This is a genomic window from Litoreibacter arenae DSM 19593 (assembly GCF_000442275.2).
Lineage (GTDB): Bacteria > Pseudomonadota > Alphaproteobacteria > Rhodobacterales > Rhodobacteraceae > Litoreibacter > Litoreibacter arenae.
Genome location: NZ_KE557312.1, coordinates 140,694 through 162,197, shown reverse-complemented (window position 1 = coordinate 162,197; position 21,504 = coordinate 140,694). Strand labels below are relative to the sequence as shown.

Annotated in this window: 19 protein-coding genes and 1 tRNA gene; 4 read left to right on the top strand and 16 right to left on the bottom strand. The window is 62.6% G+C overall.

The window, feature by feature from the left end; genetic code table 11:
• Positions 1-25 precede the first annotated feature (25 nt).
• Positions 26-1,228, top strand: coding sequence for a 3-sulfinopropanoyl-CoA desulfinase (gene acdA, locus THALAR_RS10940; RefSeq protein ID WP_021101619.1), 1,203 nt, complete (start codon positions 26-28; stop codon positions 1,226-1,228).
• Here acdA and xylB read toward each other — a convergent pair.
• The 14 genes from xylB to THALAR_RS10870 all read right to left on the bottom strand — a co-directional run bounded on the left by xylB (position 1,216) and on the right by THALAR_RS10870 (position 15,856).
• Positions 1,216-2,661, bottom strand: coding sequence for a xylulokinase (gene xylB / locus THALAR_RS10935; RefSeq protein WP_021101618.1), 1,446 nt, complete (start codon positions 2,659-2,661; stop codon positions 1,216-1,218). The two genes, acdA and xylB, sit on opposite strands and share 13 nt — an antisense overlap.
• On the bottom strand, positions 2,658-3,350 hold the full coding sequence (locus THALAR_RS10930; RefSeq protein WP_021101617.1) for an HAD family hydrolase: 693 nt from the start codon (positions 3,348-3,350) through the stop codon (positions 2,658-2,660). The genes xylB and THALAR_RS10930 overlap by 4 nt, the downstream gene beginning before the upstream one ends.
• A 9-nt stretch (positions 3,351-3,359) precedes the next feature.
• On the bottom strand, positions 3,360-4,412 hold the full coding sequence (locus THALAR_RS10925) for an NAD(P)-dependent alcohol dehydrogenase (RefSeq protein ID WP_040818524.1): 1,053 nt from the start codon (positions 4,410-4,412) through the stop codon (positions 3,360-3,362).
• Positions 4,413-4,495: 83 nt separating this feature from the next.
• A tRNA-Gly gene (locus THALAR_RS10920) sits at positions 4,496-4,569 on the bottom strand.
• A gap of 375 nt (positions 4,570-4,944) precedes the next feature.
• Entirely contained in the window at positions 4,945-5,859 is a 915-nt protein-coding gene (locus THALAR_RS10915; RefSeq protein WP_021101615.1) for a DMT family transporter, read from the bottom strand.
• Positions 5,860-5,862: 3 nt separating this feature from the next.
• Positions 5,863-6,744 carry an NAD(P)-dependent oxidoreductase gene (locus tag THALAR_RS10910; protein WP_021101614.1) on the bottom strand — a complete coding sequence of 294 codons (882 nt, stop codon included), beginning with the start codon at positions 6,742-6,744 and terminating at the stop codon, positions 5,863-5,865.
• The gene (locus THALAR_RS10905; RefSeq protein WP_021101613.1) at positions 6,741-7,850 is read right to left on the bottom strand and encodes an NAD(P)/FAD-dependent oxidoreductase; all 1,110 of its coding nucleotides are present in this window, start codon (positions 7,848-7,850) and stop codon (positions 6,741-6,743) included. Before THALAR_RS10905 ends, THALAR_RS10910 begins: the two co-directional genes overlap by 4 nt.
• Positions 7,847-8,737, bottom strand: a complete 891-nt coding sequence (locus tag THALAR_RS10900; protein ID WP_021101612.1) for a phytanoyl-CoA dioxygenase family protein — start codon at positions 8,735-8,737, stop codon at positions 7,847-7,849. The genes THALAR_RS10905 and THALAR_RS10900 overlap by 4 nt, the downstream gene beginning before the upstream one ends.
• Before the next feature lie 12 nt (positions 8,738-8,749).
• Complete coding sequence (locus THALAR_RS10895) at positions 8,750-9,790, bottom strand: Gfo/Idh/MocA family protein (protein ID WP_021101611.1); 1,041 nt, start codon at positions 9,788-9,790, stop codon at positions 8,750-8,752.
• A complete protein-coding gene (locus THALAR_RS10890; protein WP_021101610.1) occupies positions 9,790-11,292 on the bottom strand; it encodes a UxaA family hydrolase in 1,503 nt (500 codons plus the stop codon). The genes THALAR_RS10895 and THALAR_RS10890 overlap by 1 nt, the downstream gene beginning before the upstream one ends.
• Before the next feature lie 11 nt (positions 11,293-11,303).
• Positions 11,304-12,233, bottom strand: a complete 930-nt coding sequence (locus THALAR_RS10885) for a phytanoyl-CoA dioxygenase family protein (RefSeq protein ID WP_021101609.1) — start codon at positions 12,231-12,233, stop codon at positions 11,304-11,306.
• Between the two features lie 9 nt (positions 12,234-12,242).
• A complete protein-coding gene (locus tag THALAR_RS10880; protein ID WP_021101608.1) occupies positions 12,243-13,868 on the bottom strand; it encodes a TRAP transporter large permease in 1,626 nt (541 codons plus the stop codon).
• A complete protein-coding gene (locus tag THALAR_RS10875; RefSeq protein ID WP_021101607.1) occupies positions 13,868-14,764 on the bottom strand; it encodes a TRAP transporter small permease subunit in 897 nt (298 codons plus the stop codon). Before THALAR_RS10875 ends, THALAR_RS10880 begins: the two co-directional genes overlap by 1 nt.
• Before the next feature lie 69 nt (positions 14,765-14,833).
• Positions 14,834-15,856, bottom strand: a complete 1,023-nt coding sequence (locus THALAR_RS10870) for a TRAP transporter substrate-binding protein (protein ID WP_021101606.1) — start codon at positions 15,854-15,856, stop codon at positions 14,834-14,836.
• Positions 15,857-16,087: 231 nt separating this feature from the next.
• Here THALAR_RS10870 and THALAR_RS10865 point away from each other — a divergent pair, with 231 nt between their 5' ends.
• Complete coding sequence (locus THALAR_RS10865; RefSeq protein ID WP_021101605.1) at positions 16,088-16,747, top strand: GntR family transcriptional regulator; 660 nt, start codon at positions 16,088-16,090, stop codon at positions 16,745-16,747.
• 112 nt (positions 16,748-16,859) lie between these two features.
• Here THALAR_RS10865 and denD read toward each other — a convergent pair whose 3' ends face one another.
• Both denD and THALAR_RS10855 read right to left on the bottom strand, forming a co-directional pair.
• Complete coding sequence (gene denD, locus THALAR_RS10860; RefSeq protein ID WP_021101604.1) at positions 16,860-17,828, bottom strand: D-erythronate dehydrogenase; 969 nt, start codon at positions 17,826-17,828, stop codon at positions 16,860-16,862.
• The gene (locus tag THALAR_RS10855; protein WP_154666797.1) at positions 17,825-18,781 is read right to left on the bottom strand and encodes an NAD(P)-dependent oxidoreductase; all 957 of its coding nucleotides are present in this window, start codon (positions 18,779-18,781) and stop codon (positions 17,825-17,827) included. Before THALAR_RS10855 ends, denD begins: the two co-directional genes overlap by 4 nt.
• Before the next feature lie 97 nt (positions 18,782-18,878).
• Here THALAR_RS10855 and THALAR_RS10850 point away from each other — a divergent pair, with 97 nt between their 5' ends.
• Positions 18,879-19,628, top strand: coding sequence for an SDR family oxidoreductase (locus THALAR_RS10850; RefSeq protein WP_040818404.1), 750 nt, complete (start codon positions 18,879-18,881; stop codon positions 19,626-19,628).
• A gap of 84 nt (positions 19,629-19,712) precedes the next feature.
• The gene (locus THALAR_RS10845) at positions 19,713-21,500 is read left to right on the top strand and encodes an IlvD/Edd family dehydratase (RefSeq protein ID WP_021101601.1); all 1,788 of its coding nucleotides are present in this window, start codon (positions 19,713-19,715) and stop codon (positions 21,498-21,500) included.
• The last annotated feature ends 4 nt before the right edge of the window (positions 21,501-21,504 follow it).

The following is a 21,504-nucleotide window of genomic DNA, read 5'->3' as shown; positions in this document are numbered from 1 at the left end:
AAAGCATAGACCTCACACTCGCGGCATGAAACACACATCGTCCTCCGAATCCTTTCGCGCCATCGCGCGCGATCTTACCACCAAATTCGCCCCCCGCGCCGCGAAGTGGGATCAGGAGCGGACCTATTGCTGGGACAACATCGCCGATCTGACAAACGCGGGCCTGATGGGCATGACCCTGCCGACCCGTTACGGCGGCCAAGGCGCGTCATGGCTGGACACCGTGATCGTGGTCGAGGAGCTGGCCAAAGCCTGCACCCTGACCGCCCGCATCGTGGTCGAGGCCAATATGGGCGGCATCAGCGCGATCATGGCATACGGAACCGAGGCGCAAAAAGAATTCGTCGCGCCTTACGTGCTGGCAGGCGACAAGCCCGCGATCTGCATCAGCGAGCCGGATGCGGGCAGTGCGGCCACCCAGATGACCACCACCGCGCGGCGCGTGGATGGGGGCTACGTGCTGAACGGCACCAAGCACTGGATCACCGGCGGCGGGGTCTCCAAGCTGCATCTGGTCTTTGCCCGCGTGCTGGACAAGGCAGGCGAGGAGCAGGGCATCGGCGGCTTCATCATGTGCCAAGACCCAGAGAACGGCATGGACCATGACGGTTTCACCGTCGTCAGCCGCGAGCGCACCATGGGCCTGTGCGGCATGCCGGAGACGACTTTGAAATTCGACGAGGTGTTCATCGAAGACGCCCATGTGCTGCGCCCGCCGTCGGGCTTCAAGCGCGGCTTTGCGGACCTGATGAACGCCTATAACAGCCAGCGCGTCGGCGCGGGCACCATCGCCATGGGCGTCGCCGCAGGCGCGCTCGACCATGCCAAACGCTACCTGCTGGAGCGTGAACAATTCGGCCGCACTCTGGCGGAATTCCAAGGCTTGCAATGGATGCTGGCGGATATGGACGCATCTGTCCACGCGTCGCGGTTGATGCTGCACGAGTCCGCGCAATCGCGTGGCCCGAACGGGTCCCCCTTCCCCGACATCGCCATGGCAGCGCGGGCAAAGCTGTTCGCGTCCGAGGCGGCGATCAAGGTGGTCAACGACGCGCTGCAAATGTTCGGCGCACGGGGCTACGGCGCGGAGGAGCCGTTGGAGCGGATGTATCGCGACGTGCGCATGTTCACCATCGGCGGCGGCACCGCGCAGATCCTGCGCACGCAGGTCGCAGGCAGCATTCTGGGCATCCGCACGCCGCAAACGCGCGGCGGCTACTGCGCCTGACGGATCAACTGATAGGCCGCGCGGAAGGCTTGGTAGGCCGCGTCATACTCCGCCTGCAACGCACGGTCCGGCTGGATCACCTCACGAATTTCCGGCGCGGTCACGATCTGGGCGAGAGGCATTCCCGTTGCCGCCATCCCCAACCGTGCGCCTCCCAGCGCAGCCCCGAACTCACCGCCCGCAGGTAACGCCAACGGCACGCCCAGCACCGTCGCGATCACGCGCAGCCAGTAGCGCGAGCCGGTGCCGCCGCCGATGGCGATCAGCTGGTCGAGAGACGCGCCGCTGACCTTCAGCGCCTCGAAGCTGTCGCGCAGCCCGAACGCCACGCCTTCCAGCACCGCGCGAGTCATGTCGTCGCGCGTGGTCCCTGCTGACAGCCCTGTAAAGCTGCCTCGAATGTTCGCGTCGTTATGTGGTGTGCGCTCACCGGACAGATAGGGCAGGAAGCTCACTGAGCCGGGCTTTTGCAGCTCCTCGCCCAAGTCCGCCGTCAGTTCTTTAGGCGAGGTTCCGGTTATCCGCGCCAGCCAGTTCAGGCTGTCCGTGGCCGACAGCATCACCCCCATCTGGTACCAGCGATCCGGCACCGCATGGCAAAAGGTGTGCAGCGCTGTTTCCGGCGCAGGGCGGTAGCCGTCCCGCGCCGCCAACACCACGCCGGAGGTGCCCAACGACACGAAACCCTGCCCCTCGTCCATCGCGCCGATCCCACAAGCGGCGGCGGCGTTGTCGCCAGCACCGCCCGCAATCGTCACGTCCGACACACCCCATTTCGACGCAAGATCATCGCGCAACAAACCCGCAGGTTCCGACCCTTCCACCAGCCTCGGCATCTGATCGCGGCGCATGTGGCCGGCCTTCAGCAGGTGATCCGACCAGTCGCGTTTGCCCACGTCGAGCCATGCAGTGCCCGCGCTGTCGGACATGTCGGCCACGTAGTCTCCAGTCAGGTAGTAGTTGAGGTAGGCGGCGGGCAGCAGCACGCGGGCGGTCTTGGCGAAAACCGTCGGCTCGTGGGTGCGGACCCAATCAAGCTTGGGGGCGGTGAAGCCCGGAAAGACGATATTGCCCGATAACTCGCGTACCTGCGCGGCGCCATCCAGCCGCGCGGCCTCTTTCGAGGACCGCGTGTCGTTCCACAAAATGCACGGACGCAGCACCCTACCCGCTTCGTCCAACAGCGTCGCGCCGTGCATGTGGCCTGCCACACCGATGCCCTTGAGGGAGGCAAACTCAGGATGCGCCGCCCGCAGCTCCGCCACCGCGCCTTCCAGCGCCGTGATCCAATGCGCCGGGTCCTGCTCGGACCAGCCTGAATGCGGGTGCATCGCCTCGTAGTGCCGTTCTGCCGCGCCAATGGTCGCGCCGTCCGCGTCCACCAGCAACGCCCGCAGACCGGAGGTGCCGAGATCGAAGCCGAGATACGTCATTGCTTTTCCACCCACAAAGCCGAAAGAACCCCGTCCATATCGGTGGCCACCGTGGCCGCCCCCTTATCGCGCAAAAGCTGCGTGTGAGCGTCGCGCATGCCGTCCAGATGCGAGCCGCCGGTGAAGCCAGCCACGCGCATCCCTGCAGCCACGCCGCCCGCAACCCCATGTGGCGAATCCTCCAACACAGCGCAGTCGGTCGGGGCGACGCCTAGGCGATCCGCGGCGAACAGGAACAGGTCCGGCGCGGGCTTGCCGCGTGCCACCTGATTGGCGCTGAATGCCCTGCCCTCGAATCGCGCCGACAAACCGCTGACCGCCAGCGCCTGCGTCATCCGCTGGATCGAGCCGCCCGTGGCAATCGCAATCGCAACGCCGCGTTCGGCCAAGGCGTCGAGCATACCCAGCACGCCGTCAATCCTCTGCAACCGGCCTACGAACGCATCGCACAGGCGCGTGTCGACGCGGGTGATGAAGTCGTCCGGGATGGGGCGTCCGGTGCCTTGTGCCGCCGCATCCCAGATCGCGGGCATCGGCATACCCAGAAACCCCGCGCGAATGTCGTCGAAGGCGAGTGTGTCCAGCCCTTCGGCACGCAACTCCTCGACAATTGCGCGGATCACCAGCGGCTCGCTATCCACAAGACAGCCATCAAGATCAAAGATCACCGCCGCAGGACTCGGGCCCATGTCACACCTTCATTGCGGCAGTTCGATCTGCATCTTCACATCGCCCGCAGGGGCCGACGCGGCCACCTCAAAGGCATGCACACTATCGTCGAAACTGAACGTCCGCGTAATCAGCGGTTTGACGTCGATGGCCCCGCTGGCAAGCATGCCGACGCAGCGGGGGAACACATGGGCATAGCGGAAGATGTTCTCCACCCGCGCTTCGCGCACCATCGCCGCGCCTGCGTCATAGCTGATCGGGTCTGGCTGGCCGCCGATCATCACGACGCAACCGCCGGGTGCAAGCGGCTCGAACACCTGCGCGGCGGCTTGCGGGCTTCCCGTGGCCTCGAACACGATATCCGCGCCCCAGCCGTCGGTCTCGCGCTGCACCGTCTCAACCAGATTTTCCGACCGGATATTGACCGGCGTGATTGCCTGGCTCAGGGAGGCGGCAATTTCCAGCTTTGCGTCGGACAGGTCGCTGACATAGACCCGCGCACAGCCAGCGGCGAGCGCTGACAGCGCCGTAACCAAGCCAATCGGCCCCGCCCCCATGACGACCGCAACATCGCCCGGTTTCACCCGTGCCTTGGTGGCGGCGTGGACGCCGACGGCCAGCGGCTCGACCATCGCGGCCTCTGCAAAGCTGACATTGTCGGGCAACTTGTAGGTAAACGCCTCCGGATGCACACAGGTCGGGCGCAGGATGCCGTGGACCGGCGGCGTGGCCCAGAAGCGCACGGCGGGGTCTACGTTATACATGCCCAAACGGGTGGCGCGGCTGTTGGGGTCGGGGATGCCCGGCTCCATGCAAACGCGGTCGCCTTCCTTCAGCGTCGTGACCTCCGCACCCACCTCGATCACCGTACCGGAGGCCTCATGGCCAAGGATCATCGGCGCGTTGACCACGAACGGACCAATGCGGCCATGGGTGTAATAGTGCACGTCGGAGCCGCAAATCCCGACCGTGTGCAGCTTGACGCGCACGTCGCGGGGGCCAAGCGCCTCTTCGGCGCGGGAAATTTCGGGAAAGTCGCGCAGCGACAGCGCATCTTTACGTTCCAGAACAAGGGATTTCATCAGACCGGCCTTTCGCTTCTGCGCACGCCAATCAATGGCACCTGAGCGGCTGCGCATCAAGTCCGGCGATCTTTAGGAAGGTCTGGAGCGGGTAGCGGGAATCGAACCCGCACCTTAAGCTTGGAAGGCTCTTATGATACCATTTCACCATACCCGCGCCGTGGCGTTTGACTATGCCAAGCCAAGGGCGTGGTCAAGCGGGGTTCGGCGCCTCGGGGCGCATAAAGACGCCAACGGCACAAGCCCCCGAGCTGGTATGAAACCATCGAAGGTGGGCAAATGCTCTGGCTGGGAAGTAGTAAGGGTGGCGGCGCCGCCGAAGCGTGGTGTGCTGCCGGACAGGGTTTTACCCCTGCATCCCGTCCGGGTTTGGCTTTCGCCGCCTCCGGTCAATAATCGCGCGATCTGAAAGGATGTCCCGCTGCCCATGCTGGTCGCGGCCGGCTGGCAGGATCCTTGTAAACCACTCTTGTGACGTCGAAAGCGGTTCTACGCCCCAGCCGTTGAGACCGCGTTAACCCTGCGTGCGTTGCTAGACCCCCGGCGGCGTGCGCAGCACCGCGCGCTTGCGTGTGCGCATCCAGATCAGCAGGCCGGAAGCGATGATGATCGCCGCCCCGATCAGCGTTGCCGCGTCGGGGATATGGCCCCAGATCAGGTAGCTGGAAATCGACAGGAACAGCAGGAAGAAATACGCATAGGGCATCAGTGTGTTGGCCGTGGCGAAGCGGTGGGCGCGGGTCAGCAGCTCGTGACCTGCCCAGCCGAAAAAGCCCAGCAGGAACAACAGCACCCAGTCCAGCGCGGTCGTCGGGTTGGTCCATGTGTATATCGCCGTGGGCAGCAAGACCACCGTGCCGAACAGCCCCATATAGAACTGCATGATCTCGGTCGACACCACCCCCGACAGCTTGCGCGTCAGGATCGAATACAGCGCCATCGCCAGCGCGTTGTTAAGCGACAGAAGCATGGCCCAGTGGAACTCCGCCCCGAAGGGTCGCATCACCACCAGCACGCCGACGAAGCCCAGCAGGATACCGAAGATACGCCATGGCCCCGCGCGTTCGCCCAATAGTGGCCAACCGAGCAGGCACACCAGAATGGGTGAGGTGAACATGATCGACGCGGTGACCGTCAGCGGCAGATAGAACAGCGCGATGAAGTTCAACGCGGTCGACGAGGTCAGCAAAAAGGCGCGAAACAGGACCAACCCAAGGCGGTCGGTCTTGAAGCGCTCCACATCCATGCCGCCGCGCGCCACGGCCCAGGTGGAGATGACGAAATGCCCAACATAGCGCATGAAGGCCAGCTGCAACGCGGGCAGCCCCGCCAGCACCAACCACTTCACCGAAGTGTCGATCATCGAAAAAAACAGCCACGCCGCCAGCATCATTCCGATGCCAAGGGTTGCGCGATCTTCCAGCGCTGGAACAGCGACGCGGCTCATGGGCTACGGTTTCAATTTCGCGACGTAGAAGTCGAGCATCTGGGACACCATGTCGTCGCCGCGCCCTTCGTCGCGGGCGGTCTGCAACGCGCTCAGGGTGCATTTCGACATGATCGAATCCACCCCGGCGTCATCTGCCATCTGCGCGTAATACCCGACATCCTTCGCCGCGTTCTTGATCGCGAAGGCCAGCTGGTTCGGGTCACCATCCACGCCGTAGCCCTTGACGAAATCCATCATGCCGGAATGCAGCGGCCCCGCGCTCATCACGTCATAGAGCGCCTTTCGGTCCACGCCTTGCACATCCGCCATGGCGAACGCCTCGGCCATGGCGTTGGCCACGGTCATGCCGAAGAAGTTGTTGATGAGCTTGATCGTGTGGCCTGAGCCAAGCGCGCCCAGATGGAAGACGTTTTCGCCCAGATCGTCCAGCACGGGTTTGACCTTGTCGAACGCCGCCTTGTCGCCCGCGCACATGATATTGAGCAACCCGTCCTTGGCGTGGGACGGCGTGCGCCCCAGCGGCGCGTCCAGATAGGCCCCACCTGCGGCCGCGACCTCCTCGCCCAGAGCCTTGGTGGACGCAGGCAGCGAGGTGCCAAAGTCGATCACCACCGCACCGGGTTTCAAACCTGCGATGACACCGTCCGCACCGCGCATCCGGCCTTCCACCTGATCGGAGGTGCCCATGCAGAGCATGATGATATCGCAGGCTTCGGCCACCTCTTTTGCGGTGCCCGCCTCGGTCGCGCCACGGCTCAGGGCGGCGTCGATATAGGTGCGGTCGCGGTTGCCCAAGACCACCAGATCGTGGCCCTTGTCCTGCAAACGTCCCACCATTGCGCCGCCCATCAGGCCAAGGCCGATAAATCCGATTTTGCTCATGCTGTTTCTCCTGTTTTTTCCAGTATCAAAGCCGCGCCAAGTCGGCCTGTTTCGTCACTACACTTCGCCCCTGCCCCGTTGCCGCCAGTGCAGACCGCCACGCGGTCGGACAATCGGCCAATTTCGGGCAGGCGGTCTTTCGTCCACGAGGTCACGCAGGCCTCCATGCTCACCGCTCGAATGTCCAGATCGGGCATCAGTTGGCGGATCATTCCATGCAGATGGTCGCGCACCTGCGGGTTGCCGCCCGAGCGGAACCAGTCGCCGATATCTTCCTGGCCGACCAATGGCACATCCTCCGGGTCGCCGCCCAGCTTGATGTAGAGCTTGCCGTCAGGATAGCGGATCGGAGGCAGCAAATACGGGTCTTCCGGCGTGTCATAGACCAGCGTCGGCATGGTGCTTAGGCGAGCCGCCTCGGCCTCGCTCACCTCGAAAAACGCGACTGTACGCGCGTAGACGTCCAGCTTTGGCGCACGCGCCAGAACCGTGTCGGTGTTGTAGCCAGCGGCGACCAGAACCTGGTCGAAGCGGTGGCGGTCCTGATCGGTGGTCACCTCTACATGATCGCGGCGCTCCTCCAGCCCCGTGACCGTTTCCTCCAGCAATGCCGCCCCGAAGCAATGCGCCGCCTTCGTTTGGGCCGCGACCAGATTGCGCGGGCTGACATGGCCAGCCCGTGTGGACTCGTGGTAGCCGGTGAAATGGTCGGGAAAGCGGAAGAACGGGAACCGCGCCGCCAGCGCTTGGTGGTCCAGCGCGTCGCATGGAACATTGTGCTTCAGCCGTCCCACATCCACACGGGCCATGAACTCCTCGCCTCCCGCCATCACGGCACCAGTTTCCGTGTAAAAGCGGATGCCGCTTTGGCGCTCGATCTCGCCGTAGCGGTCAATCGCCGCCGTGGACACACCGACCCAGTATTCGTCCAGCGCGTTCTTGCGGGTGATCCGCCCCTCGTCGTAATGCGAGCCGAACACGCCTTCGTGACCACGCTTGTCGCGCGGCTCGGGCGGGCCGATCAGCGTCACGTTCTGCCCCGCCATCGCCAGATGCCGCGCCGCCGCTGCACCCCAAAGGCCGCGACCGATGACGGCTATGCTCACTTGGCGACCTCGAACGACCGGGCGTGAAGGCGCTTCTGGATTTCGTAAATGGTGAAGTTGTCCGTCGGCAGCGGTGCAGGAATACGCGCGCCGATGCTTTGCACGCGCGGCTCCAGCGTCGGCTCACCGCAGAGCATCCGTTCGTTATACTCCTTGATGTCGCTCCAGCGGGTCATCGAGCCCATGATCGGGAACGCATCCGCCGCCATCATCTCGTAGAACAGCAGGCGGCGGTCCTGCGTGGATTTATTGAGCGACGAGCCATGCACGATCCGCCCGTGATGGATCGACACCGAGCCCGCAGGCCCCTTCAACTCCACCGCATCTTTCATGTCAAAGCCGCAGGCCGCAAGGTCCATCGCGCCTGCAAATACCCCGTCGACATGGTGGTCGTAGATCTTGTGTTTGTGCGATCCCGGAAAGACCATCAAAGGACCGTTCTCGCTGTCCATGTCGTCAAGGATCACCGCAATCGCCAGCACGTCGTCATTGGTGTGCGGGTAGAAGGCGAAGTCCTGATGCCACTCCACCGCCGCGCCGAAGCCCGCGGATTTCATGTTCAGCTTGGTTGTGTGCAGCCGCAGATCCGGCCCGATCAGGTCGCGCGCCGGGGCGAGGATCAGGTCGGAATACATCAGATCGCGCATCACCTTGTTATGCGTGTGCGGCAGCTTGATGCGCCTGACGCGCGGGGTTTCCGGCGTGTGGCTGTCCTCCAGATCAATCTGGTCGGTGCTCTCGGTCAGGCTTTTGGCCTGTTCCTGGTACTTGGCGATCTCCGCATGCAGATTGGCCATGATGTCATCGGGAATGCGCTTTTCGAGGATCAGATAGCCCTCTTCGTCGTAGAAGTCCTTTTGCGCTTGGGTCAGGGTCTCGAAACTCATGTCGTCTCCTTTCTAGGCGGTTGAACGGGATGGCGCGGGCGGGTGGGCCGAGGCCGCAGGCGAGGTCAGCCGCTCGCGGTCAGGCGCGACCGCCGCTTCAATCGCCAGCGTCACCTCAAGCGTTTTGCGCCCTTCCAGCGCGCAAACCAGAGGCGCTGCGTCTCCGGCACAGACCTTCGCAAAATGCTCCAGCTGCGCAACCAGCGGCACATTGGGGGTCACGCCATGCTCCGCGCGTTGGGGCTCTTGCGACCAGTCCACCGCCCCCGACCAGACAGTCAGCGACGGGAAGGCGATTGCGCCCCCGGTGCCGCAGATTCGCAGGTAGTCCTCACCCGTCGTGGCGATGTTGGGGTTTTCGCCCGTCCCGGCCTCGAAACTGTCTGGCGATGCCGTGGTGTCGGCAAAGCTGATGCTCGCCGCCAGCCCGCCCTCGAAGCCAAGAAGCGCCGCGCCGCTTTCCACCCGCGCCGCCCCGCGCTGAGTGTTCGAGCCTATGCCTTGCACCGAGGTTACCTCGCCAAACAGATAGCGCAGCAGGTCGACCTCGTGGACGAGGTTTATCAAAACGGGCGAGCCGTCCGGGCCTGCCCTCCACGGAACCTCGAAATAGGGATCGGGCTTTTTCACCGCCCAGATCATCGACGCCAACACCGGCGTGCCAATCGTGCCCGCGCCGAGCAACGCTTTCAGCTTGGCAACAGCCGCATGGTGGCGGCGATGGTGGCCCACCAAAGTCTGCACCCCTGCCTGCTCCGCCGCCGCGACGATGCGGTCGGCGGCGTCCAGCGAATGGGCCACGGGTTTTTCGATGAGCATATGCCACCCCCGCGCCGCCGCCTGTTCCCCGTGGTCGGCGTGCAGATGCGAGGGCGTAGCGATCAGGATAGCATCGGCGTCCACATCCACCGCGTCGATACTGTCGAAATGCGGCACATGGCTTTGCGTCAGTTGCGGGTCGATGACGCCGACCACGTCGACCTTCGGCATCTCCAGCGCATGCGCCAGATGCCGCGCGCCGATCAGACCTATGCCCGCAACCAGCAGCCGCATTACATGACCGCGCCGATCTGCCATGGCACAAACTCGAAGTCGCCCAAGCCCTGCGCCTCGGATTTGGAGACCTCGCCCGACGCCACGCGCAGGATCAGGTCGTAAATCTCACGGCCTTTTTCCTCCAACGACACCCCAGCGGTCAGCATGTCGCCCGCGTTGACGTCCATGTCGTCGGTCATGCGCTTATACATCTCGGTATTGGTCGACACCTTGATGGTCGGGCTGGGCTTGGACCCGAAGGCGGAGCCGCGTCCGGTGGTGAACACCACTACCTGACAGCCGCCCGCAATTTGCCCCGTGACGGAGGCCGGATCGTAGCCGGGGCTGTCCATGAAGGTGAACCCTTTGGCGGTCACAGGTTCGGCGTATTTATAGACGCCGGTCAGCGGCGAGGTGCCGCCCTTGGCCGCCGCGCCCAGCGACTTTTCAAGGATCGTGGTCAGCCCGCCTTTCTTGTTGCCGGGGCTTGGGTTGTTGTCCATGGAGCCTTTGTTGCGCTCGGTGTAGTCCTTCCACCACTCGATCAGGCCGATGAGTTTTTGCCCCACTTCCGGCGAGACCGCGCGGCGGGTCAGCAAATGTTCGGCGCCGTAAATCTCGGGCGTTTCGGCCAGCACACCGGTGCCGCCCTGGGCCGCGAGCAGGTCGCAAGCGTAGCCCAAAGCCGGGTTCGCCGTGACGCCGGACCACGCATCCGAGCCGCCGCATTGCAGGGCGACTTTCAGCTCGGAGACGGGACACTCGCTGCGCGTCGCCTGATTGGCAATGGGCAGCATCGCCTCGACCTTCTTGATGCCCAGTTCAATGGTCTTTTGCAGGCCCGCGACGCCTTGAATGTTCATCACCTGAAACGTCTCCGATTGCTTCAGCCCGTAGGCGTCCAGCAGCCAGTCGATCTGGTTCATCTCGCAGCCCAGCCCGACCATCAGCACGCCCGCGTGGTTCGGATGGCGGGCATAGCCCCACATGACCCGCTGCAAAGCCTCGAACCCGTCGCCGTCGCCCGCCATGCCGCAACCGGTGCCGTGCACGAAGGCGCAGACGCCGTCGACATTAGGGTAGTCTTTCAAGCGCTCGGGCGTGAAGTAATCAGAGATGCGCCGCGCGGCGGTGGCGGAGCAATTTACCGAGGTGACGATGGCGATGTAGTTGCGCGTGCCCACGGAGCCATTGTCGCGGCGGTAGCCCATGAAGGTGTCGCCCGTCGCGGGCGTGACGGGGCGCATGTCGGTGCCGAACTCGTAGTTTTGCGCGGTCGGCACGAAGTCGCAATTGTGGGTGTGAACATGATCGCCCGCCGCGATGTCTTGCGACGCCACGCCGATCATCTGCGCGTATTTGCGGATCTGCTCGCCCTTGGCGATGGCGCGGGTGGCGATCTTGTGGCCCGACGGGATCAGGCCGGTGGTGGTGACGTCCTCGACGGACGCCCCCGCTTCCAAGGCACGGGTGGCGGTGACGACATTGTCGTCTGCATCTAGGCGGATGGTGTCTTTCATGGGGTCTACTTTCAGGCGCAATAGGGCGCGTCGGAGGTCCAGCGGTGAATGTCGATATGAGGCTCGGCGGCAAGGCGTGCGCGGGCGTCTTCCCACATGCTGCGCCATGCTTTCCAGTCATGCAACTCGGTCTCGGGCCGCGCGCGGGAGCGGGCTATGAAATCGGGGAAATGGCTGCGGCCGGTGGGCTGGCCCGTTTTGTTGAAGCGCAGATCGAAAGACCAGCGGATTCCTTGCGAGGTATTTGGCAAGGATGCGTGCGGGACCAGCGGGTGGAACAGAACTGCGCCGCCGGATGGCACGGGCAAAGGCACCGCGCCATCCTCGTTGATGAACGCGTCGGCGATGGCGGTCTGCTTTTTCGGGCAATGGGGCAGAATGTCTTGCGGGCCGTTGAAAGGCTGCACTTTCAGGCAGCCGTTCTCGATGGTGGCGTCGGTGACGGCGAGCCAGACGGTGACCATGTCGGTCTCATCCGCCTCCTCCAGTGCCACCGCGCGGTCCTGATGCCAGTCGGTGGAGGTGATATGCGCGCGCACCTCATCGTCGTTCAACTCGGTCGCGGGGGGCTTGATGCGCACGTGCTGGATCGGGTTGGAGGTGATCTCCGGCCCGATCAGGTCCTCGACCATGTCCAGCAGACGGGGATGCGTCGCCATCTCGAACACGGCGGGGCCGAAATGCATGGGCGTGTCGGCTTCGATGCGGTCGCCGGGCAGCGATATATCCATCGGCTGGAACCAGTCGCGGCCCGCGCGGTAGGCGGTGACGAGCTTGTCCTCGAAACTGGCCGCCGCAGGCAAACCCCATGCTGCATAGAGGTCATCCAGAAGCGCTGCGTATTCCGCCCGCACGCGGTCCAGCACATCTTGCGGCACCACGTCGGGGACGACCAGATAGCCATCCCGAGTGAACGCGGCGATCTGGTCGGGGCTGAGCATAAACCTCTCCTATGGCAACAGGATTGAGACGATGGGCGGGTAGATCAACAGCACCGACAGCGCCACAAGCTGGATGCAGATAAAGGGCAGGAAGCCTTTGAAGATATCCGTCAGCGAGATATGCGCGGGCGCAACCGACTTGAGATAGAAGGCGGCGGGACCGAAGGGGGGCGACAGGAAGCTGACCTGCATGTTCATACAGAACACCACCCCGAACCAGATCGCCACATGGCGCGGGTTCAACTCGCCCAGCAGGCCAATCTCCTCCAGCGGCAGGCGCTGCACGATGGGCAGGAACACGGGGATGATGAGCAGCACGATGCCGACCCAATCCATGAACGCGCCCATGAACAACAGGATCAGCATCATCATGAGGATGATGCCCATGCTGGGCAGGTCGGAGCCGACCACGAGGTCCGCCACGAAGACCGGCCCGCCCGCGATGGTGTAGGCGCCTGCGAGGGCCGCAGCGCCGATGGTCACCCAGATGATCGTGCCGGTGGATTTGAGCGTGCGCATCAGCGAGTCCCAGACCAGATCGAACGACGCCTCGCCGCGCAGGGCAGACATGACCAACACGGCGACCGCGCCCATGCCTGCGGCTTCGGTGATGCCGGTGATGCCCATATAGATCGAGCCCAGAACCACGCCGATGATGATGATCGGCGGCACGAGGCCCTTGCCCATTTTCCAGCCCAGACGCGACCGCTCGCGGCCGAAGACGAAGTAGCTCAGCAGCAGCGTTATCACGACCGCACCGCCGAACCACGGGGCGTAGTCCATGGTGCCGAAGCGTATGTCGGCGCCGGTGTTGGAGGCGTTCTGGCCGGAGAACTCGAAGAACAACACACGCAGGAAAAAGAAGATGGCGAAGCCGCTGACCAACCGCGACAGGAAGGCGAGGAACAGCATCAGCTTCTCGCGGCCCTGCGGCTCGCCCTCGACCGGCTCGGGAAGCGGCGCGTGAGAGGGATTCAGCTGCGTGCGGATAATAATGTAGATGATGATGAACGACGCCAGCATGAAGCCCGGCAGGAAAGACGCGGTGAACAGCGCCTTGATCGACGTCTCCGTGATCAACCCGTAGATAATCAGTACGATGGAGGGCGGGATCATGGTGCCAAGGCACCCCGACGCGCAAATCGTGCCGATGGCAAGGTTCTGGTTGTAGCCCAAGCGCAGCATTTGCGGCAGCGCGATCAGGCCCAGCAGAACCACCTCGCCGCCGATGATGCCGGACATTGCGGCCATGATCACGGCCATAATCGAGGTGACGATGGCAATGCCGCCGCGGGTGCGGTTCAGCCAGACGTTGAGCGAGGAATACATATCCTTGGCGATGCCGGAACGTTCCAGCAGCGCGGCCATGAAGATAAACAGCGGGATGGATATGAGGACGTAATCCGTTAAAAGCCCGTATATTTTCTGCGCCAGAATGTTCAGCGGGCCGGAGCCGGGTCGTCCTGTCAGGACGCCCTCGCCGAAGGTGAACGGGTTGGACAGCAGCGTCGGCTCGAACTTCATCACCAACACCAGCACGGCGAGGATGGCCGACGCGAAGCCCAGCGGCATGCCGATGGCCAGCAGGACCATCAGGCCCAGCAGCAGCACCATTGAGATCGTTCCAATATCCATCAGCCCTGCCCTGCCTTGCCGTGTTGTATAGCGCTGCGGGTGACGTCCATGTCACCCACGCCCTCGGAGCCGACGGCCTTTTTCAGCCGCTCGATCTCGTCGGGGTCAATATCGTCGGCGGCAGTGTGGAGCACCGGCTCTTGGTTCCAGTCGGTGATCAGGTTGATTACCGCCTGAATTGCCACGAGCCAGACCAGCAGCAGCACCGCGGGCTTCAATGTGGCCGGAATGGGCGGATCGAAGGCCGTGCCGAAGGTTTCCCACCGCATGAACTTGGCTGTTGCCTCGCCGTAGCCGCCGTAGAACAGGAAGAACGCGAAGGCTATGATCAGCAGGGTAGAGACGATGTCACACACCCTTTGCACGGTTCGGGGCATCATGTCGTAGAGCAGAAAAATCCGGATATGGCTGCGCTGCTGCATGGCGTAAAGCCCGGCGCACAGGAACACAAAGCCTGCCAACCAGAGCGATAGCTCGTTTGCCCAGATGGTCGGTTTTTCGAAAACGTAGCGCAGCACGACCTCGTAGATCATCACCGAAGTGAGCAGGACCACCAGCATCATGGTGACCCGCCCGATAAACACGGAGCCGCGGTCGATCACGTGCCCGCTTTGGTATTCCATTGGCGCCCGGCGCACGGTCATGACGCCAAAGATAAACAGGACAGGGGACAGAATGAGCGCCACGTAGTCGATGATATCGCCGAACTCGAACAGCGGGGGTATGTTGGGTGTGATGTCGGTGCGCGCGAATTGCGCTGCAAGCTGGCCGTTTTCGGGGCCGAAATCGAGGATGTAGGCTGGCCCGTGCCAGACCACCCATCCGAAGACGAAACTAAAGGCCAGCGGGATGAGCCACTCAATCGGCGTAACCGGCTTGTGTTCGTTGATGCTCATCTGTTTCCCACCTGCCAGACCCTAAAAAATGGCGGGCCGGAAACAACCGGCCCGCCAGAACGGGTGTTCTTATTCGGAGATCACACCGATTTCCTTCAGGAAGGCGAGATGGCTTTCCACCAACGCCTGGGCTTCCGGAGTGGTGGCGAACTCGGGCCAGGTTTCCTGCGCTGCGGCCTTGAACTTCGCACGGTCCTCAGGCGACCAGTCGTAGATCGACACGCCTTCGGCACGCAGCTCGTTTGCCGCCTGCGCGTTGGCTACGTCACCCGCGATACCCTGACGCAAGGCCAGCTTTTCCATCGCGACTTCCATGATCCGGCGGTGATGGTCGGGCATGGCGTCCCACACGGCCTTGTTGCAAGCCAGATGATCCGACGGCATTGAGTGGAAGCCGGGGAAAGTGGCGTGCTTGGCGATGTCGTAAAGCCCCATGGACTTGTTGTTGGCCAGGATCGAGGCATCGGCCCCGTCGATGATACCGGTTTCCAGCGCGGTGAAGATTTCGGTGAAATCCATCACGATCGGCGAGGCACCGAGCTTGTCGAAAATCTTGGTTTCCATGCCGGGGGGCGAGCGGAATTTCCAGTCCTTGAAGTCCTCGGCATTGCGGATCGGTTTGGTCGAGGACATGGCCTCCTGACCCACGACCCACCAGCCGACAAGCTGCATGTCATACTGGTTGTAGAGCTTTTGGGCATCTTCCATGCCGCCGCCGAGCAGGAGCCATGACAGCTGTTGGTAAGGCGTGTCATAGCCGCCCATGATGTCGCCCACGAACTGGAACGCGGGGTTTTTGCCGGTCTGGTAGGCGCCACCGGTCATGTCGCAATCAAGAATACCCGTGGCCGCCGCGTCGAAGGTTTCCACCGACTTGACCACCGAGGAGGAGTAGAACATCTCCACCTCGATCTCGCCGTTCGACATGGTCTGGATGTCGTCGATGAACGCGGCAGCGTTCTTGCCGGAGAGCGATTCTGGCGCGTAGTGGGTTTGGATGCGCAGCTTGGTGACTGCGTCCTGTGCCAGCACGCCGGTGGTGAGCAGAGCTACAGCCGCGACAGAGCTTGCAGCGGTTTTCATAAACTTCATGATGTCCTCCCAGACGATTAATCTCGTTTTCGCTTGGCGGGTCAGACGGGGATTCCCCCGCAGTGACCCTGCGTCCGGAAAGCGTAGCAATCGAAACCGGACCTGCCAACATAAATTCTTTTTTTCTTATAATTTTGAGATTATCTTGTAATTTCAAAATTTATTATGCTACCAGATTTTGGTTAGCCGCTTTGCTGACGCGCGACCGGGCCCTGCAGGCAGGAGATGCGAATGCCAGACACATCCGTGAAAATGGACACGCCGGACATCTATGACGACCTGCACCGCAAGCTGGTCACCGCCCAGTTCGACCATGGGGAAAAGCTGAAGTCCGAGGAGTTGCGCCAGATCTACGGCTGCTCTGCCAACACCATCCGCGAAGTGCTGTTCAGGTTGTCCACGGTCGGTCTGGTGGCGTTCGAAGAGCAGCGCGGGTTTCGCGCCCGCCGCACCTCGCCGGAGCGTCAGCACGACCTGACCCAGTTCCGCATCCTGCTGGAACAGGAAGGGGCCAGCCTGTCTATGCGCCATGGCGACATCGAATGGGAGGCCCGGCTGTCCGCCGCCCATCACAAGCTGAGCCATATCGAAAGCGAGGTCCGGCGCAGCGGAACGGTGGAACCTGTATTGCCGCTATGGTCCAACGCGGAATGGGAATTCCACGACACGCTGATATCGGCCTGCAACTCGCCCCTGCTGCGCGAAACTTACAAGACGATCTACGACCAATTCCGCCAGCAACTCGTGTCACGCGCCAGCAATTACGGCTACTACGGCGACAACGTGAAAGAGCATCGCGCCATTCTGGACGCGGCTTTGGCGCGGGACGAAGCGTTGTGCCGCCAGCATATCCACGACCATCTGGCGCGGAACCTGATCGGCGTGACCTGAAGGTGCCTTCGGCACGAGATTATTGGTTGGGGCTCTGCCGTCGCCATTGTCTCTCGGACCAATGGCGCAACAATAACGACCCCCGAGGTATTTTTTGGAAAAAAGAAGTCGTTTAGTGCTTTGGAAAATCGTCGTCGAGGTAGACTTGGATGATTTGCTTGAAGCTGGATTCGGCTTTGAAGCCGAGTGCTGTGGCGCGGTCTGATGCGAAGTTGCGCGGCCAGCCTTCGACGATTTTTTCGATGACGGGATCGGGTTGCGGCTTGATGAGCTTGACCACGTCATTACCTGCAAGGTCGCGCAGGGCCTCGATTTGCTCAGCCACGGTGCAGCTGACGCCGGGAAGGTTTAGGGCTCGACGACCTTGCAGCTTTTCGGTGTCGAGTGTAGCGGCATGGGTCAGGAAGCCGGTCGCGGAGCGCGGGCTGGCATGCCAGTGGCGGGTGGTATCGGCCACCGGTAGAATGGCCTCCTGCCCGTTCAGCGGCTCGCGGATGATGCCGGAAAAGAACGAAGACGCGGCGGCGTTGGGCTTGCCGGGGCGCACACAGATCGTGGGCAGGCGGATGGAGATACCGTCGACGTAACCTTTGCGCGAGAAGTCGGAGATCAGCGTTTCGCAGATCGACTTTTGCGCCCCGTAGCTGGTTTGCGGCGCGGACAGGAAGTCGTCGCTGATTTTGTCGGGATATGGCCCGCCGAACACGGCGATGGAGGACGTGAAGACGATGCGCGGGCGGTAGCCCGGGTCCGCCTCATGCTCGGCCCTGAGCGCTTCGAGCAGTGCCCATGTGGGGTGCATGTTGATGGCCCAGCCTTTGGCGAAATCGGCCTCGGCCTCGCCCGAGACGATGGAGGCGAGGTGGAAGATCACGTCCGGCTTGGTTTTGGCGAGCGCTTCCGGCGTGCCTGCATCGGCGATGGAACCTTTGATCTGCGTGGCACCGGCGATGGCGTCCGGCGGGAAGGCGATGTCGTGCAGGGTGATGTCGACCTGTTGGCCGTTCAATCCGTTTGCCGCGAGATGGCGGGCCAGCTTCTGGCCGACCATGCCGCCACCGCCGAGGATAAGGGCCCTCATGCGCTGAGCCCGTTGCGCTTCAGGAGTTCGAGATAGAGGCCGGAATGGTCCTTGTCGGCGCCGTCCATGTTCTCGACGAAATCAGCGAAGCGGTCGCGGGTCATCTCGGAGACGGGGAGTTTCAGGCCAAGCTGGCCGCTCTCGTTGAGCAGGTTGTCGAGGTCCTTGAGTTGGAATTTGGACAGACCGCCGGGCGTGAAATTGCCTTCGGTCATCCGCGCGCCGTGCTGTTGCAGGATGGTGCTGTCGGCAAAGCCGCCTTTGAGCGCGGCGCGGACGGCGGCGGGATCAGCGCCGCCTTTTTCGACGAGCAACATGGCCTCCGCGACGGCCGCGATGGTGACTGCGACGATGGCTTGATTGGCGAGCTTGGACAGTTGGCCGGAGCCGGTGGGGCCCACATGCACGGGGCGGCCCATGGCTCTCAGGACAGGCTCGGCGCGGCTGAACGCATCCGCGTCGCCACCCGCCATGATGGCGAGCGTGCCGGCCTCCGCGCCTTTGGTGCCGCCGGAGACCGGGGCATCGAGGTGCTGGAAACCGAGCTTCGCCAGATGCGCGGCTTGCGCACGGGCCTCTTCCGGTTTGGCGGAGGACATGTCGATCCAGAGCGCGCCCGGCTTCATCGCGCCGGTCACGGCGGGATTGTTGACGAGGCTGCCGACGACGATACCGTCGGCCAGCATGGAGATCACGATGTCGGCGCCCGCGACCGCATCTGCGACCATGTCATGCACGGTGGCACCGACCCCGGCCAGAGGCTCTGCCTTGTTGCGGGAGCGGTTCCAGACCGCGAGGGTGAACCCGGCCTTGGCGATGTTTCGCGCCATCGGAGCGCCCATGAGGCCGGTGCCGAGAAGGGTGATTTTCTGGTTTTGCATGAATGTCCCCGTGGAAGCCGTAATTTGTTGTTTGCGATAACAGTAGGCCAAGGCCTTAGCCGTGAAAAGCATTGAAGCCCGCTAAATTTGGTTCTAGGCATTGACGTATGACGCAAGGTTATCTGCCTGAACCGGCGTCGGAGAAGCATTCGATTTTGGGGGATTTAACTTGGAACGTCAAAGACTTGCAGGGAAGCGTGTTATTGTGACTGCCGCGGCGCAGGGGATCGGACGCGCCTCGGCGCTGGCGATGGCCGACGAGGGGGCAAAGGTTTTTGCCACCGATGTGAACGCGGATGCGCTGGCGGATTTGATACATGACAACGTGGAAACTTTCGTGCTGGATGTGCGTGATGCCGCATCGGTGAAAGACGGCGTGGCGCGGGCTAATCCGGACGTGTTGTTCAACTGCGCGGGGTTCGTGCATCACGGGACCGTTCTGGACGCGACGGACGCGGAATGGGACTTTGCGTTCGACCTGAACGTGCGGGCCATGTGGCGGATGATCCAAGCGGCGCTGCCGGGGATGCTGGAGCGGGGCGGCGGCTCGATCGTGAATATGTCAAGCGCGTGCTCGTCGATCATCGGGGCGCCGAACCGGTTCATTTATGGCACCACAAAAGCGGCGGTGATCGGGATGACCAAGTCGGTGGCGGTGGACTACATCACGAAGGGCATCCGGTGCAATTGCATCTGCCCGGGCACGGTAGAAAGCCCGTCGCTTGAGGACCGGCTGCACGCCTTGGGCAAGCAAGTGGGTGGCTATGAGGAAGCGAAAAAGCAGTTCGTGGCGCGCCAGCCGATGGGACGGATCGCGACGGCGGACGAGATCGCGGCGCTGGTTGTTTATCTGGCCAGCGACGAGAGCGGGTTCACGACGGGTCAGCCGCATATCATCGACGGCGGGTGGTCCGGCTAGGGTCGGGAATTTGAGTATTTTTGACCAAATGGAAACAAGGGTGTTGCCACGGGCGGCGCGCGTTAACCTTAACGGGATGTGAAGATGGCGGATAAGTCGAAGCTGAGATCGCAGAAGTGGTTCAACAACCCTGACAATCAGGAAATGACCGCGCTTTATCTGGAGCGGTATCTGAACTACGGGCTGACCCGTGAAGAGTTGCAATCGGGCAAGCCGATTATCGGGATTGCGCAGACGGGGTCCGATTTGTCGCCGTGTAACCGCCACCATATCGAGCTGACCAAGCGGGTGCGCGACGGGGTGATTGCGGCGGGCGGGACGGTGATCGAGATACCGGTGCATCCCATTCAGGAGACCGGCAAGCGGCCTACCGCTATGCTGGACCGGAACCTTGCATATCTGTCTTTGGTGGAGACGCTGTTCGGCTATCCGATCGATGGCGTCGTGCTGAATATCGGATGCGACAAGACCACCCCTGCCCTGCTGATGGCGGCGGCGACAGTGAACATACCTGCGATTGCCCTGAGTGTGGGCCCGATGCTGAACGGCTGGTTCAATGGCGAGCGCACGGGTTCCGGCACCATCGTTTGGAAGGCCCGCGAGATGCAGGCGGCGGGGAAAATCGACGATGACGGGTTTATGGATCTGGTGGCGTCCTCAACGCCCTCTGTCGGGTACTGCAACACCATGGGGACGGCCACGACGATGAACTCCTTGGCGGAGGCTTTGGGAATGCAATTGCCGGGCTCTGCGGCGATCCCTGCGCCTTACCGCGAGCGGGGGCAGATCAGCTACCACACCGGTCAACGCATCGTCGAGATGGTGCATGAAGACCTAAGGCCGTCTGACATCATGACCCGCGAAGCCTTTGAAAACGCTATTGTTATCAACTCGGCCATTGGCGGATCAACCAACGCACCGATCCATCTGAACGGGGTGGCAAAACACTTAGGTATAGAGCTAACAAACGACGACTGGCAGGGCATCGGACATAAGGTGCCGTTGCTGGTAAACTTGCAACCCGCGGGCAAATATCTGGGCGAGGATTATCACCGCGCGGGCGGCGTGCCTGCGGTGATTGGCGAGTTGTTGAGGGCGGGGCTGTTGCCTCATCCGGACGCGGTGACCGCCAATGGCAAGACCATGGCGGAGAATTGCGGCGGGATGCTATCCGGCAATGACGACGTGATCTATTCGATTGACGCGCCGATGTTGAAGGATGCGGGCTTCATCAATCTGAAGGGCAACCTTTTCGACAGCGCGATCATGAAGACCAGCGTGATTTCCGAAGAGTTCCGCACACGGTATCTGTCCGACCCTGATGATCCTGACGCCTTCGAGGGCCGCGCCATTGTGTTCGACGGGCCGGAGGATTTCCACCACAAGATCGACGACGTGAGCCTTGGCGTTGACGAGCATTGCATCCTGATCATGCGCGGTGCGGGACCGAAGGGCTATCCGGGCGGCGCGGAGGTGGTGAATATGCGGCCACCATCCTACCTTTTGAAAAAGGGGATACATGCCCTGCCCTGTGTCGGTGACGGGCGGCAATCGGGAACGTCGGGGTCGCCGTCGATCCTGAACGCATCGCCCGAGGCGGCGGATGGTGGCGGATTGGCCTTGGTGCAGACCGGCGACCGTGTGCGGATTGATCTGCGTAAATGCACGGCTGATATGCTGGTGGATGATGCCGAGTTAAAGCGCCGCGCGGAGAAACTGGTGAACGGCTCCATCGAGGTGCCGGACAGCCAGACCCCTTGGCAGGAGATTTTCCGTGCCATGGTCCGTCCGTTCTCGGAGGGAATGACGCTGGAAGGTGCCACGAAATACCAAGACATCGCGCGCAAATACATGCCGCGCGACAACCATTAAGGGA